The sequence below is a fragment of the Blochmannia endosymbiont of Camponotus sp. genome (genome assembly GCF_023586365.1).
Lineage (GTDB): Bacteria > Pseudomonadota > Gammaproteobacteria > Enterobacterales > Enterobacteriaceae > Blochmanniella.
Map to the genome: position 1 here is coordinate 362,312 of NZ_CP097759.1, position 15,652 is coordinate 377,963.

General features: G+C 29.6%; 14 protein-coding genes. 5 read left to right on the forward strand and 9 right to left on the reverse strand.

All coding sequences use genetic code 11. The features are described from left to right. The first annotated feature begins 1 nt into the window (after position 1). The 3 genes from cyoD to M9407_RS01475 all read left to right on the forward strand — a co-directional run bounded on the left by cyoD (position 2) and on the right by M9407_RS01475 (position 2,537). Entirely contained in the window at positions 2–307 is a 306-nt protein-coding gene (gene cyoD / locus M9407_RS01465; RefSeq protein WP_250237381.1) for a cytochrome o ubiquinol oxidase subunit IV, read from the forward strand. A gap of 19 nt (positions 308–326) precedes the next feature. Beyond that, a complete protein-coding gene (gene cyoE, locus M9407_RS01470) occupies positions 327–1,199 on the forward strand; it encodes a heme o synthase (protein WP_250237382.1) in 873 nt (290 codons plus the stop codon). A 177-nt stretch (positions 1,200–1,376) separates the two neighbouring features. Next, entirely contained in the window at positions 1,377–2,537 is a 1,161-nt protein-coding gene (locus M9407_RS01475; RefSeq protein WP_250237383.1) for an MFS transporter, read from the forward strand. A 325-nt stretch (positions 2,538–2,862) separates the two neighbouring features. Here the strand turns inward: M9407_RS01475 and thiI are convergent, their stop codons facing one another. Then, the gene (thiI, locus tag M9407_RS01480) at positions 2,863–4,326 is read right to left on the reverse strand and encodes a tRNA uracil 4-sulfurtransferase ThiI (RefSeq protein ID WP_250237384.1); all 1,464 of its coding nucleotides are present in this window, start codon (positions 4,324–4,326) and stop codon (positions 2,863–2,865) included. Between the two features lie 279 nt (positions 4,327–4,605). Here thiI and ispA point away from each other — a divergent pair, with 279 nt between their 5' ends. Further along, entirely contained in the window at positions 4,606–5,535 is a 930-nt protein-coding gene (ispA, locus tag M9407_RS01485) for a (2E,6E)-farnesyl diphosphate synthase (RefSeq protein ID WP_420022295.1), read from the forward strand. Positions 5,536–5,570: 35 nt separating this feature from the next. Beyond that, complete coding sequence (gene dxs / locus M9407_RS01490; protein ID WP_250237386.1) at positions 5,571–7,448, forward strand: 1-deoxy-D-xylulose-5-phosphate synthase; 1,878 nt, start codon at positions 5,571–5,573, stop codon at positions 7,446–7,448. 98 nt (positions 7,449–7,546) lie between these two features. Here the strand turns inward: dxs and M9407_RS01495 are convergent, their stop codons facing one another. From M9407_RS01495 to tgt, 8 genes are all read right to left on the reverse strand, one after another. Then, positions 7,547–8,038 (reverse strand): phosphatidylglycerophosphatase A family protein, encoded by a 492-nt coding sequence (locus M9407_RS01495; RefSeq protein ID WP_250237387.1) that lies wholly within the window; start codon positions 8,036–8,038, stop codon positions 7,547–7,549. Positions 8,039–8,129: 91 nt separating this feature from the next. Next, positions 8,130–8,564 carry a transcription antitermination factor NusB gene (gene nusB / locus M9407_RS01500; protein ID WP_250237388.1) on the reverse strand — a complete coding sequence of 145 codons (435 nt, stop codon included), beginning with the start codon at positions 8,562–8,564 and terminating at the stop codon, positions 8,130–8,132. Positions 8,565–8,591: 27 nt separating this feature from the next. After that, positions 8,592–9,068, reverse strand: coding sequence for a 6,7-dimethyl-8-ribityllumazine synthase (ribH, locus tag M9407_RS01505; RefSeq protein WP_250237389.1), 477 nt, complete (start codon positions 9,066–9,068; stop codon positions 8,592–8,594). 99 nt (positions 9,069–9,167) lie between these two features. Further along, positions 9,168–10,307, reverse strand: a complete 1,140-nt coding sequence (ribD, locus tag M9407_RS01510) for a bifunctional diaminohydroxyphosphoribosylaminopyrimidine deaminase/5-amino-6-(5-phosphoribosylamino)uracil reductase RibD (RefSeq protein WP_250237390.1) — start codon at positions 10,305–10,307, stop codon at positions 9,168–9,170. Positions 10,308–10,784: 477 nt separating this feature from the next. After that, a complete protein-coding gene (gene secF / locus M9407_RS01515; RefSeq protein ID WP_250237391.1) occupies positions 10,785–11,705 on the reverse strand; it encodes a protein translocase subunit SecF in 921 nt (306 codons plus the stop codon). A gap of 60 nt (positions 11,706–11,765) precedes the next feature. After that, positions 11,766–13,625 carry a protein translocase subunit SecD gene (secD, locus tag M9407_RS01520; RefSeq protein ID WP_250237392.1) on the reverse strand — a complete coding sequence of 620 codons (1,860 nt, stop codon included), beginning with the start codon at positions 13,623–13,625 and terminating at the stop codon, positions 11,766–11,768. A 33-nt stretch (positions 13,626–13,658) separates the two neighbouring features. Then, positions 13,659–14,006 (reverse strand): preprotein translocase subunit YajC, encoded by a 348-nt coding sequence (gene yajC, locus M9407_RS01525; RefSeq protein ID WP_250231327.1) that lies wholly within the window; start codon positions 14,004–14,006, stop codon positions 13,659–13,661. A gap of 72 nt (positions 14,007–14,078) precedes the next feature. Beyond that, positions 14,079–15,185 carry a tRNA guanosine(34) transglycosylase Tgt gene (tgt, locus tag M9407_RS01530; protein WP_250237393.1) on the reverse strand — a complete coding sequence of 369 codons (1,107 nt, stop codon included), beginning with the start codon at positions 15,183–15,185 and terminating at the stop codon, positions 14,079–14,081. Positions 15,186–15,652: the final 467 nt, after the last annotated feature.

Here is a 15,652-nt window from a genome sequence, read left to right on the forward strand (position 1 = left end):
AATGAAGAATGGTTATACACAGAAGTCATATTTAATTGGGTTTGTATTATCTGTTGTCTTGACAATCGTGCCATTTGTTATAGTTGCACATGACGCAATACATAATAAAATAATATTAATAAATATCATTGTATTTTGCGCAATAATGCAGATTTTTGTCCATTTAATTTGCTTTTTACATTTGGGAAATGTATCTAATCAAGCATGGAATTTAATATCTTTAATATTCACAGTATTTATCGTTTTTATCCTTGTGTTGGGAAGTGTATGGATTATGACACATTTGCATCACAATTTGATGATTTGAGTAAGATAGTTTAATTGTTATGCTTAAATATTATTTACACTTAACGAAACCAGGAATTGTTTTAGGTAATTTAATGTCGGCTACGGGGGGATTTTTAATAGCATCGCGACGAGGCTATGTATCTTGTTCTTTATTTATCGCAATGACTATAGGAACAGCCTTAGTGATAGCTGCTAGCTGTGTGTTAAATAACATTATTGATCGAGATATTGATGCAGTTATGGAAAGAACTAAAAATAGAGTTTTAGTGCAACACGGTCAACTTTTTTTAAACCAAAGTATATTGTATGCAGTAATCTTAAGTATATTTGGATTTTTGTTTTTAAGTTTTACTAAGAATTTTTTGACAGTATATTTAGCGGCAATAGGTTTATTTATATATGTCGGTGTATATAGTTTATGGATGAAACGTAGATCTATTTATAGTATAATGGTAGGGAGTATATCAGGAGCTATGCCGCCAGTCATTGGATATTGTACCGCTGCAAATCAATTTGATGTAGGAGCTTTGATATTATTAATAATTTTTAGTTTGTGGCAAATCCCACATTCACATTCCATTGCTATTTTACGATTAAATGATTATAAAGTAGCTTGTATTCCCACTTTCCCTATTAAAAAGGGAGTAGAATCAACTAAGAATCATATGGTTGTTTATATAATTGGATTTATTATAACAACTACATTATTTACTGTTATGGGGTACGCTAGTTATATATTTTTAATAATAATTAGCGTTATGAATTTATGGTGGTTATATATGGGTTTTTATGGTTATAGAATAATTAATCATGATAGTTTGTGGGCAAGGAAAATGTTTTTATTATCTCTTGCTATTATAGTATCACTAAATTTACTTTTATCCTTAGATCATATTTATTTTGCTACATAAAAAATATATTACTGTAAGTACGCCATGTGTGAAATACTGTCAACTTAAATGAATAAATAATATAATATTTCTCAATATTTATAAAATTTTTATTTTAAATGTTTCATATATATCGATATTTTTTTTAAATATATAAATTCAAGATATTTCGGCATTTATCTAATTATTAATACTATAATGACTAAAAAAGAATTGTACATTACATTGGGATTAAGCATGATATTTGCATTGCGCATGGCAGGAGTATTTATGATTTTGCCCGTTTTAACTATTCATGCTCTTTCCTTACAAGGAGCGAATGGAAGTTTATTAGGTATAGCTATTGGAATATATGGCTTAATGCAAATAATCTTTCAATTACCTTTTGGATTAATGTCTGATAAAATTGGGCATAAATCTGTTATTATCGGGGGGTTGATGTTATTTATTTTTGGCAGTGAAATAGCAGCAACTACTAATAATATTTGGGGACTTATCATTGGACGGGCACTACAAGGATCAGGAGCTATTGGTAGTTCACTTATAGCATTATTATTAAACTCAGTACAAGAACAACATCGCATAAAAGCTATGGCGTCAGTTGGAATGAGTGTCGGTATAGCTTTTGCTGCTTCTATGATTTTTGGCCCAATTATTACTGATAAGTTTGGATTGAGCGGATTATTTCATAGTATTACTATATTAATTATATTAGCTATTATTCTAATTTGTATTATAAAACTGCCTATTTCTTCTTATCCCGTAAAAAATGATGAAAATTTATTTATTATACTGAATAACATTAAACAAATATTAACTCATTCGCAATTAATAAAATTAAATGGCAGCATATTTTTTACACATACTATTTTAATGCTAAATTTTATTGTTTTACCTAAAACAATGATAAATTTAGGATTTCCTCTTAGTATACATTGGAAAATTTATAGTATTACTATGATAATATCTGCGATTGTAGTGTTGACATGTATTTTCTATTTTGAAGGTAAAAATTGTACAAAAAAGATATTAATTACTTGTGTGAATGTTTTATTTGTATCTGAACTAATTATGTCAATGAATACGTTATATAGTAAAATATTTTTATTTGGAATGCAGTTATTTTTTATAGCATTTAGTTTAATAGAAACAATATTACCTGCTTTAATAAATAAAGAAGCACAAAAAAAATATAAAGGAACTACCATTAGTATTTATTCTATTGGTCAATTTTTAGGAATAGGATTCGGGGGAATTTTAGGTGGATTTTTATTAGAAATGAAAGGAATCTGGTTAGTGTTCTTTTTTTCATTAATTATATCCTTATTATACGTTATAGTGATTAATACACTACATTAATTGTTTGTAATGTGGGTTAATTTTACAGTTAATAGTGTAATGAGATATATGAAATCATTGCCTTATTAAAGCGCAGAATATTTCAATAAATACTGAATAAAAAAATTAATTATTTTTTTATAAACTGTGAAATCATAATTACTATGGTATGAATACTGAATTACAATAAAAATATATTGTAATTCAGTATTATTTAAAACCAATAATCGTAACATTTCTATAAAACAATTTTAATATACTTAATCCCCAATTAAGTAAGGCTCTCATTATTAACCAAAATTTTTAACTGAAGTATTTATTCGTGACTTGTTACCTAATATGCCATCTAAGTAATAGATGGTCTATATATCTTTACATTGCGAAATCCTTGGCTATACAAATACATTACTTGTAATCGACTCATTATGCCATGATCACAATATAATAAATATACTTTATTTGGATCTAGTTTAGAAAATTGATTAATTAATCTATAAAAAGGTATTTTTTTTATTTCTATATTATTTAAACAAAGAGGATTTTTTTCTTGTTCAATTTCTGTTCGTATATCCAATACTACGTCATTATAATCCAATATTTTTTTAGTTTCTACTTGAAATACATGCTGATTAATAATTTGATCAGGCATATTTTGTACGTCTATTACATAAGATTGAGACACTGCACGATCTAACACGGTGAAATCAAAATTATTTTCTTCAAATTCAATGAGTTGTTTTGTTGTCTTTGCAGTTGATTTTTTTGATATTATTCCACAATATTCTGGAACAGATTTTGAAAGTATTTCTGTGCCTATCTTTCGGGCTAAATTGATAATTTTTTCTTTATCATAAGCAATTAAAGGGCGAAATATTACATGATCAGAAACACTGTCAATGAGTGTTAGATTACTCAAAGTTTGGCTTGATACTTGCCCTAGCACTTCTCCTGTTATTAACGCAGTAATTTTACAACGATTAGCTACCAATGATGCAGAACGTATCATCATACGTTTTAACACTACTCCTATTTGGTTGTCTTTTATTTTAGAAACAATTTCTTTAATGACTTCTGAAAAATCAATAGAAATAAATTTTATTTTATGAGAACTACTAAATTTATTCCATAGAAAATATATTATCCTACATACTTCAACAGTATGCATAGCTCCTCCTAAATTAAAAAAACAATAATTAACTTTACATCCTCGTCGAATTAACATATAGCTAGCAACAGCTGAATCAAATCCTCCTGAAATTAATGACAACATTTCTTGTTGCGTACCTATCGGAAAACCTCCTAATCCTTCGTAACGCTTGATAATTATAAAAAGTTGATTATCTTTAATTTCCAAATATATAGTTTTCTCCGGATTTTTTAAGTTAACTCTAATATTAACTATGTGTTGACACAGTTTATTTCCTAAATAATGTTCAACTTCTTGAGAAGTGAAATTATGTTTGCCACGACGTTTTACTCGAACACAAAAACTTTTGCCTGATAATTTAATATCATGATTCAGGCTGACTATAATTTTTTCAGAAATATCTTGCAAAGAACGAAACATATGTTTTTTAATTAATAACACATGATGAATACCAGGAATATTCACTAAAATAGCGCATATTTTTTGATGCTTATTATTATTACATATTACTTCGAGATAATCCCAATTACGTATAATTGATGCTGATTCACTATTTTTTTTTAAAATAGTTTTAATATTTGTAATAAGAATTTTTATAAAAAAAACTCGTATAGCACGGCTTTTTATTGTAATTTCTGGTGATAATTTAATGATTATTTTCATAAAAATATTTTAAACATTAAAATACATAAGATAAGCATAAGAATAATATATTAAATATAGCAATCTTATACTATATAAATTAATATTATTTATATAATAATGTGTTTTTTTAGGATTATCGAATCAAAAATAATGATAGGCTATTATATTCATCAGCAGTATATGAATACATCAAAAAATAATTGTACTAACATATAGATATTTTTATAATGTAATATTATTATGTGTCGTATATGTCATTTAAATACATATATCTAATAATGTTTATTTTATGGTATTATTAGCGATGCTATGCTTATGATTGATTTTGTTAATGAGCTGCGTGACAGCCATCAACGAGTAGACGACGCTATTAGCCGTTATTTGATTATGTTTCTCAAACAAGATGTATCTCTTCTGATGCAAGCAATACGTTATAGTATTCTGTTAGGAGGAAAGCGGTTGCGTCCTTTTTTGGTTTATCAAACAGGTAAATTATTTGGCATTAGATCATCAAATCTTAATGCTCCAGCAGCAGCCATTGAATGTATACATGCTTATTCTTTAATTCATGATGATTTACCTATTATGGATAATGATAAACTGCGTAGAGGACATCCAACATGTCATGTCAAATTTGGAGAATCTATTGCTATTTTAGCGGGTGATGCTCTACATACACTGGCTTTTACTATTCTTTCAGAAGCACATATGCCAACTGTCACAGATCAAGATCGTTTAAAAATGATTGCTACATTAGCTGCTGCCAGCGGAGCTAATGGAATGTGCTTAGGTCAGTCTTTAGATTTAATTAGTAAAAATAATAAAAATATATCCGCCACGCAGTTAGAAACCATATATCAATACAAAACAGGATCATTAATTCGAGCTGCAGTTCGCATTGGAGCTTTAGCGGCAGGAGATAAAAGCTGCGACGACGTATTGTCATGCCTAGACCACTATGCTACAACTATAGGCTTAGCTTTTCAAATACAAGACGACATTATAGATACTTCATATGCATATGATCAGAAAAAAAAACACAATATGCAAGCAAAACATGATGATGTCAACACTTATCCAAAAATATTAGGATTAAGCACGGCTCGCACTAAAGCTCGAGATTTATATTGTGAGTCATTAACATCTTTAAAATACATTGCGAAATTAGGCTACAACGTTAATATTTTATCTGCATTTTCGCGTTATATCATTAAACGTAACAACTAAAATTACGTAAATAAATAATATTAAATAAATTTAATATGAACTGTAATTCAAATAAATACCCCATATTAGGTTTAATCAATATTCCTAAAGACTTGAGACAATTATCTGAAGATCATTTAACAAAGTTGTGTAATGAGTTGCGTCAATTTCTTTTAACTAGTGTTAGTAGATCTAGCGGACATTTTGCATCTGGATTAGGGACAATAGAACTTACCGTAGCATTACATTATGTATATAATACTCCATTTGATTATTTAATTTGGGATGTAGGGCATCAAGCTTATCCACATAAAATTCTTACGGGGCGGCGCGAACGTATTTTTAGTATTAGAAGGAGAAATGGATTACATCCATTTCCTTGTCGTGATGAAAGCGAATATGATGTTTTATCAGTAGGACATTCCTCTACTTCGATTAGCGCAGGATTGGGTTTAGCAATAGCCGCGGAACGAGAAATGCTAGGACGTCGTACAGTATGCGTGATAGGAGATGGAGCAATAACTGCTGGGATGGCCTTTGAAGCAATGAACCATGCTGGATCTACAAAATCTGATTTATTGATTATTTTAAATGATAATGAAATGTCTATTTCAGAAAATGTAGGAGCATTAAACAATCACCATACTCATGTTTTATCAAAACCAGTATATTCCGATTTAAAAGTAGATGATAATAAATTATTGTCTGACGTTTTTTTAACTAATAAATCAATTAAATGTACTGATAACCAAATCAAGAATTTTAGCGGCACATCAAGTTCATTATTTTCACAACTTGGTTTTAATTATATTGGCCCCATTGATGGGCACGATGTATTAGGATTAGTATATACTTTAAGAAATATACGCGATATGAAAGGTCCGCAATTCTTACATGTTATTACCAAAAAAGGTTTTGGATATGAACCTGCAGAAAAAGATCCCATTAAATGGCACGCGGTACCAAAATTTGATCCTGAAAGCGGATCGTTACCTACTACAGAGCATTCTAAAAATATAACTTATTCTGCAATTTTTGGTGATTGGTTATGCCAAATTGCGGCTCGAGATAATAAGATTATAGGAATTACACCCGCGATGAGAGAGGGTTCTGGAATGAGTATCTTTTCTCAGAAATATCCAAAACAATATTTTGATGTTGCAATTGCTGAACAACATGCTGTGACATTTGCTGCTGGATTAGCTATAGCGGGTTATAAACCTATTGTCGCTATTTATTCAACATTTTTACAACGCGCATATGATCAAGTAATCCATGACGTAGCAATTCCAAATTTACCTGTGTTATTTGCTGTTGATCGAGGAGGTATTGTCGGAGCAGATGGGCAAACTCATCAAGGCGCTTTTGATTTATCGTATTTACGTTGTATTCCGAATATGATAATCATGACTCCAAGCGATGCGTGTGAATGTAAATTGATGTTATACACAGGATACCGCTATCGACATGGACCTAGTGTTGTACGCTATCCTAAAGGATATGCTATGCCTGGTAATTTAGTAAATACAACAAAATTGTATACTTTACCATTAAGTAAAGGTGTAATACGTCGTCAAGGAAATTGCATCGCAATCCTTAATTTCGGAACTTTATTACAATCAGCTTATAATGTTGCATCTGAATTAAATGCGACTTTAGTAGATATGAGATTTGTTAAGCCATTAGATGAAAACTTAATAAAAACTCTTGCTAAAAATCACCAAGTGTTAATAACATTAGAGGAGAATACAATAATGGGTGGAGCCGGAAGCGGAGTGAATGAATGTATTATGCAGAACAAGCTATCAGTTCCAGTTTTAAACATTGGTTTGCCTGATTTTTTTGTTTCTCAAGGTTCACAATCAGAGATACTTTCTGAGTTGGGATTAGATAGTATGGGTATTTATAAAAAAATTATAAAATGGATACATTAACAGGGTCATACTAAATATAATATGACGTTTAAATAACCTAAACGCATATAAAGTTAACCTTCAATATTATTGATATAAGTATATTTTATAAAAACATTTCAATGATATAAATGCATTAGTAGTAAAATAATGCACACTGATATAATACTCGCTAATATGTCATCAATAATAATTCCAAACCCTCCTTTTATTTCACGATCACACCACGAAATTGGCCAAGGTTTTACTATATCGAATATTCTAAATAATAAAAATGCAATGATCGTCCACAACCAACTATGTATTGGTACTATAACTAATGTCATCCACATACCGACAAATTCGTCCCAAACGATCGATTTAGGATCATGAACACCAATTATTTTAGTAGTATGATCGCAAAAATATGTACCCATTCCTGTTCCAATAATCAAGAACAAACAATAAAACTGAAATGGAAATAAATAATTCAAAATCCACCATATTGGTATTGCCAATAATGACGCTACAGTTCCTACTGGTAACCAGGAAATCGTACCTAACCCAAAACCAGTGGCAAATAAACACCATATTTTAGATAATTTCAAATCATTAATCATATTTAAGAACATATTAGTAGTACACATCTATCGGTTCGGGATTAATAAAAATAATTATTGTGCTTTTAAATTTATTGTTCATTATAAAACAACCATATCATTATCATTTAATAATATGATTGTTTTTACTAACACAAAGCTGAGTAGCTATTTTATCTAGTACTCCATTAATAAATTTATGACTTTTTTCAGCTCCAAAATCTTTTACAAGCTCAATTGCTTCATTAATGGCAACTTTATATGGTATATTATTACATTTAGTAAGCTCGAATAATGCAATCCGTAACACTGAATGCTCAATATAACCTAATTTTTCTAAATTACGGGATAGATGGGGTATCATTAATTTATCCAATTCTTCAGCACAACTTATTACTCCGATATATAATTCATGAAAATAAGAGATATTACAATCTTGAATATCTTGCTCTGTTACAACATAACGTTCTATTTCTTTAACATTATTTTTAGATACTTGCCAAGAATATAATGCCTGCAATGTACATTCACGAGCACGCCTTCTACTAATTGTTTTCACCCAATTCCTTTGATATATTTATATGTATTAAGAACTATTTTTAATTATTTTTAGTATATTAATCATTTCTAAAACAGACAAAGCAGCTTCTGATCCTTTGTTATTGGATTTAACACCTGAACGTTCTATAGCTTGACTAATATTATCCGTAGTAAGTAATCCAAATCCAATAGGCAATGTGTTTTCCATAGAAATTCTAGATAATCCAGAACTACATTCTTTTGCAACAAATTCAAAATGTACAGTAAATCCCCGAATTACTGTACCCAAGGCTATTATTCCATCATATTTGTGACTAATGGCCAATGCTTTTGCGATTAACGGTAATTCATAAGAGCCTGGGACCCAAATTATGGTTATATTTTCATCTTTTACGTGTCCAATTCTTTTTAAAACATCTAAAGCTCCTTCAAGTAAATTATTATTAACGAAACGATTAAATCGAACCACCGCAATAGCAATCTTAGCTTGATTTGCCATAGTATCGCTTTCAATAATATTCATAATAATCCTTATTATTCAGGCTACTAAATCATTACTTGTTCTTATTTACAAATAAGAATATTATAGCATAAGTATTTTATATAACTAATAAAAATATAATCATATATCCTTTGGTATCAATCTTAAACGAAGATCTGGTCCTACATTTTTTATATCAAGTAATTTAAAGGATTTGATATCGTTTAGACATTTGATATTTGGTAATAAACATAAAGGTCGCGCGTCAGATCCTAAAAATTTTATAGCTTGATACAGAATAAGTTCGTCTACCAATCCAACATCTAATAACACTCCTGAAAAAGTAGCTCCTGCTTCTACCCAAATATTATTAATTTCACGATATCCAAGGTGTTGCATTAATTCTGTTAGGTTTATTCGATGATGGCCATGACAATTAATTGACGATAATAGTAGCTGTTCTACTGATGAAGGCCAATTTCGATGGTCTTTTTTTAAACGCACGAGTAAAATTTTTCCCTCACATCGTATAACACGATGTGTTGGAAGTACTCTATTTGTGCTATCAATAATGACTCTCAGTGGTTGTCTAATTTGATTATTGGCATAAATACGTTTCATTTCGTCCGAAAAGCATGCCCAACGTACATTTAATTTTGGATCATCTGCTAAAACAGTGCCAGCGGTAGAAAGAATAACGTCACTTTCTGCACGGAAACGTTGTACATCTTGACGCGCCTGAATAGATGTAATCCATTTGCTTTCTCCAGAAGACATAGCGGTCCTGCCATCTAGAGATGCGGCTAATTTCAATTTAACCCATGGAAATCCAGTACGTATACGTTTGAGAAATCCTTGATTTATTGATTCAGCTTCAGGTAACATTAGACTATGTTGTACTTCAATACCTGCTTGTTGTAACAAATGCAAACCGCGTCCTCTTGCGTAAAAATGAGGATCTAACATAGCTACAACAACACGTTTAATTCCTGCATTAATTAATGCGGTAGTGCAAGGAGGAGTACGTCCGTAATGACTACATGGTTCCAAAGTGATGTAAGCAGTTGCTCCTTGTGCTAAATTTCCAGCAATACGTAACGCATGTATCTCAGCATGTGCTTCCCCTGCTCGTATGTGATATCCCTCTCCTATAATTTTATTATTGAGAACGATAACACATCCTACATTAGGATTAGGCATTGTAGTAAAGCGTCCTTTCCATGCTAATTGGAACGCTCGTGTTAAAAATCTTTTGTCATGTGGGATAATATTATCTGTCATAGTATCATGAGATCGTGAAACTAAATATATTTTTATATGATCAATTTTTATTAATAAAAAAATAATTTAAACTCGATATTACGAGAAAGCTGTTGTTTTGGATCTTTCGATCAGGTTATGACATTAATACATTATTCAGTAAATGTTGAAGTTATAATTAAGCATGCGACAATCGTACGATATACGATTGTCGCATGCTAATATTTTATTACATAATAATGTATTAGATCGCATTTGTTTATATGTTAATTGTAATAATGTTTCTTGATGATTAAATATGTATGCGTTAATATGTAACGCATACTGTAATATTTTTATAAATTTAATTTTATTTAAAATATAAGTCGTACATCATTTATACACTGTAAAAAAATACTTATGGCGACAAAGTAATATTTGTCAGCGTTACTATAGTAACAAAATACTATTGTATTTTGATGTTTGTTAAGCAAATATATAAAATCAGCAGTGAAAATTTTATTTTTTTTTATTAATTTTTATAAAATGATCACGCGCAGTACCAAATTTGAATGCTAACGCTGAAGCTATATATATAGATGATACTGTACCGATAATAGTACCAAATAATAAAGTAACTGCAAATCCATGTAATATATCCCCTCCCCAAATTAGTAGTATCAGTAGTACCATAATAGTTGTAACTGAAGTTATAATAGTTCTACTTAATACTTGACTCAATGAGATATTAAATATATCTATAGATTTTGATACAGGTATATAATAGAAATTTTCTCTAATTCTATCAAAAATGACAATTTTATCATTAATAGAGTAACCAATAGCTGACATTAGAGCGGCAATAATGGTGGAATCTATTTTAATAGCAAATAAGGATAGTATACCTAAAATAACTATCACATCATATGTTAAAGATACGACTACTCCAGTTGCTAATCTCCATTCAAAACGAAAAGTTATATATACTAAGATACATATTAATGCGACCAATAACGCTATTATCCCTGTATTTATCAGTTGACTATGAACGCTGGGGCCAATCCAATTTACTTGTTTAATGAAAAAATTTTGAGCAATACTTTTTTGTAAAGTATGTAGTACTATACTTATAGTATGTTGGTTGATCTTATTTTCATTAGGATCCAATGGTAATCGTATCATTATATCTTTCGGAGAACCAAAATACTGCACGATAGGGTTTTTGAATCCTGATTGAACTAAAATATTTTGAATATTAATGAGATTTACATCTTTTTCTGAAGTAATTTCAACTGACATACCTCCAGTAAAATCTAACCCCCAGTTAAAGCCACGCGTTATCATAATACAGCATGAAATGAAGAATAAAAATATTGATAAAAAAAATATTAAACGTTTCCATGCAAGAAAATCATAAATTTTATAATAAGTTTCACTCATTTTAAATAAATTCAATTAAAATGTATAAAATTAGTATATATAATCTAAAAACTTAAAAAATTAAATGGATAGCTTACTAATACGTCTTTTCCCATAGACTAAATTAACAACGGCGCGAGTACCGACAATAGATGTAAGCATTGATGTTCCTACTCCAATAATAGTAGTAATAGCGAATCCTTTAATTGGTCCTGTACCAATTAAATATAGTATAATAGAAGTAATAATAGTTGTGATATTTGCATCTACAATACTAGTAAGCGCTTTACGATATCCTGTGTATATAGCATATTGTACCGGTTTACCTTGTTTTATTTCTTCTTTGATTCTTTCATTAATTAAGACATTTGCATCCACAGCTACGGATAAAGTCAATATTATTCCCACTATACTCGACATAGTTAACACTATTCCTGGGATTATAGACATCGTACTTATCATGAGTGTTAAATTAGCGATTAAGGCAACACTAGCGATTAATCCAAAATAATGATACCATAAAATCATAAAGCATATAGAAGTCAATAATCCTAAGGCACATGCGGTAAATCCCCGTATAATGTTTTGTTTACCGAGTGTAGGACCAATCATTCGTTCTTCTTCAATATAAATAGGCGCCTCTAAAGTGCCCATACGTAATAATAACGAAAGATGACGTGCTTCATTTAAATTGTTGATTCCGGAAATACGAAAATTATCACTTAATTGAGATTGAATAGTAGCAACGTTAATAATTTTTTCATGTTTAATCAAAATAGCATCACCTTTCGAATCTTTTTTTCCGCTATCTTTGTATTCTACGAATAAAGTAGCTATTGCTTTACCAATATTATTTTTGGTAAAATTAGAAATTAAGATGCTACCTGTTTTGTTTAAAGAAATATTCACTTGAGGTCGATTATATTCATCTAAACTAACATTAGAATTAGTAATTTTTTCTCCAGATAACACTATTCGTTTATATAATGGTATTAAATAACCATTATTGCTTAGTTTTATCTCAGAATCTTCTGGAATTAAATTATTACTTATTTCAAATTCACTTATTGCCGAATTAACCAATCGAAACTCCAGGCTTGCCGTGGTACCAAGCATATCCTTGATCTTTTCAATATCTTGAAAACCGGGTAATTCTATAATAATACGATCACTTCCATGACGTTGTACTAATGGCTCAGTAATGCCTAACTGGTGTATACGATGATGTAAAATGGTACAATTTTGATGTATTGTGTGTTCACGAATTGCGTTTTTTTTTCTTTCAGAAAAAATCACATGTAATTTGTTAGTCCCCATCGCATGCAATATTAGATCATTATCTATTTTAGATAAAGGTGAAATTGCTTTATTTCTATAATTAGAATTTTGAAAATTAATTTCAATATCATGATTTTTAATTTTGTATATTTTTAAATAGGGAATGTTTTTTTCAAATAAGATAGTTCTTAAAGAATCAATATATTGTTCTTGGAATTTATCTAGCACGGCTTTTGTATTTGCATGTATTACAAAATATATTCCACCGCATAAATCTAATCCTAATTTTATGGGCTTAGCTTTTATTGCAGATAACCAATACGGTATGTTTGGAGTATTACAAAGTAATATCTGATACTTCTTTGAAAAAATAGTTGATAATTTTTGGTAAGCTTGAAGTTGATCTTGTTCATGAAAAAATTGTATTCGAATTTTATTTTCTTGCAATACAATAGATTTATTAATTATTTTTTCGTGTGTTAGTATTTTTTTAACTTGACACAATAAGATATTATCTAGTTCTTGACAGGTTTTTTTTAAAGTATACTGGGTAATGTATATTGTAGGATGATCCCCATAGAAACTCGGTAATGTGTAGATTATACTAGTAACGAATACTAAGATAACCGCAAGATACTTCCATAATGGATAATTATTTAACACAAAATATTATCTCAATCTATATAAAATTGTAAATTATAATGCTTTCATAGTGCCTTTAGGTAAAATAGCAGTAACGCAATCGCGCTTAATCAATATTGCGTTATCACTAGTATCATTTCTGTCGTTGAGAATAACAAAGATATAACCTGTTTCTGTAACTTTCACTACACGCCCAACTAACCCCCCATTAGTTAGGATTTCGTCTCCTTTAGAGATGGATCTTAATAATTCTTTATGAATTTTATTACGTTTTTGTTGTGGTCTAAAGATCATAAAATAAAAAATCCCAGCAAAGACTGTTAACATAATCACTAAGGAATACGGATTACCCTGAGGATTAGCATTGACACTTGCCCAAGCAGTATTAGTAAATATGTTCATGTATATTTCCTGTTTTATAGAATAGTTTGAATCATTGGGTTTAATTAAAAAATACTGAATGTAAATTCAGCATTAAATACGATTAACACGCTTATAAAAAATATCGATAAAGTTTTGCAATGACTTTGTTTTTATAGCTTGACGTAATGCCTCCATTAAACGTTGGTAATATCTTAAATTATGAATGGTATTCAAACGCACACCAAGAATTTCTTTACAGCAATCTAAGTGATGCAAATACGAACGACTGTAATGTTGACAAGTATAACAATCGCAGTGTCTATCTAATGGAGAAGTGTCTTTTTTGTATTGCGCATTACGAATTTTAATTGTTCCGTCAGAAACAAATAAATATCCATTACGAGCGTTACGCGTTGGTATAACGCAATCAAACATATCAACACCTTTCTGCACAGCCTCCAGCAAATCCTCTGGTTTACCAACACCCATTAAATAGCGTGGTTTATTTGTAGGAATTAATTTGCATATATGAGATAAAATACGATACATTTCCTCTTTTGGCTCACCTACTGATAAACCTCCTATTGCGTATCCATCAAAACCAATATTTATTAATTCTTTTGCTGACATATCCCTCAAATTTTTATACATACCTCCTTGAATGATAGCAAACAACATATTTGAATTATGCAATGTATCAAAACGCAAACGGCTGCGTTCAGCCCAATTTAAAGATATGTTTACTGATTTTTTTACATAATCCCAAGTGTTGGGATAAGATACGCATTCATCAAATATCATAACTATATCGGATTGCAAATCATGCTGAATTTCTATGGATTTTTCTGGAGTTAAAAACACAAAATGACCGTCGAGAGGGCTTTTAAAGCATACTCCTTCTCTTTTAATTGTACACATTTTACTTAGACTAAATACTTGGAATCCTCCAGAATCTGTAATTATAGCACCATTCCAGCTCATGAATTTATGTAAGCTACCGTGTAGTTTTATAATGTCTAAACCAGGACGTAACCATAAATGAAAAGTATTACTTAAAATAATTTGTGTTCCACTATCTTCAATTTCTTTTGAATTTAATGTTTTTATGGATCCATAAGTCCCTACTGGCATAAAGGCAGGCGTATCCACTGTTCCTCGGTTACAAATAAGTCTACCGAGACGTGCGTAGCCATCTGTTTGTAATAGTTGAAATGGCATAAATTCTATCCTAATTAAAGAAATGTTTATCAATCAATATACAAATATAGTAAATACTAATTATAAACTGTATTTAATATATATTATGCACAATAAACATAATATATTTATAACTTACAAAATGATATTTATATACTATAATTTACAATCCTTAATGAATATAATGACAATTTTTTGTATTTTTTTTGACTTAATTAATATTGATTTTAAAAAATGTAAATTAAATAATAATATCGTTTAAGATCTATCAAATAAAATTGACAGAACAAAAGATTTGCCCATGTATAAACTATTCAATAGTTATAACTATATTTGACACATATTAATATGATGGTCAATAGTTTATTGCTGATTACTATAATCAATTATTTGATAGTTATTTTTTTTGAATTTTAATATAGCTTTTTATGATTTTAAAAAATGTAAATGCATATTTGATATGTGTGATGCGATTTTTATTTAGATAA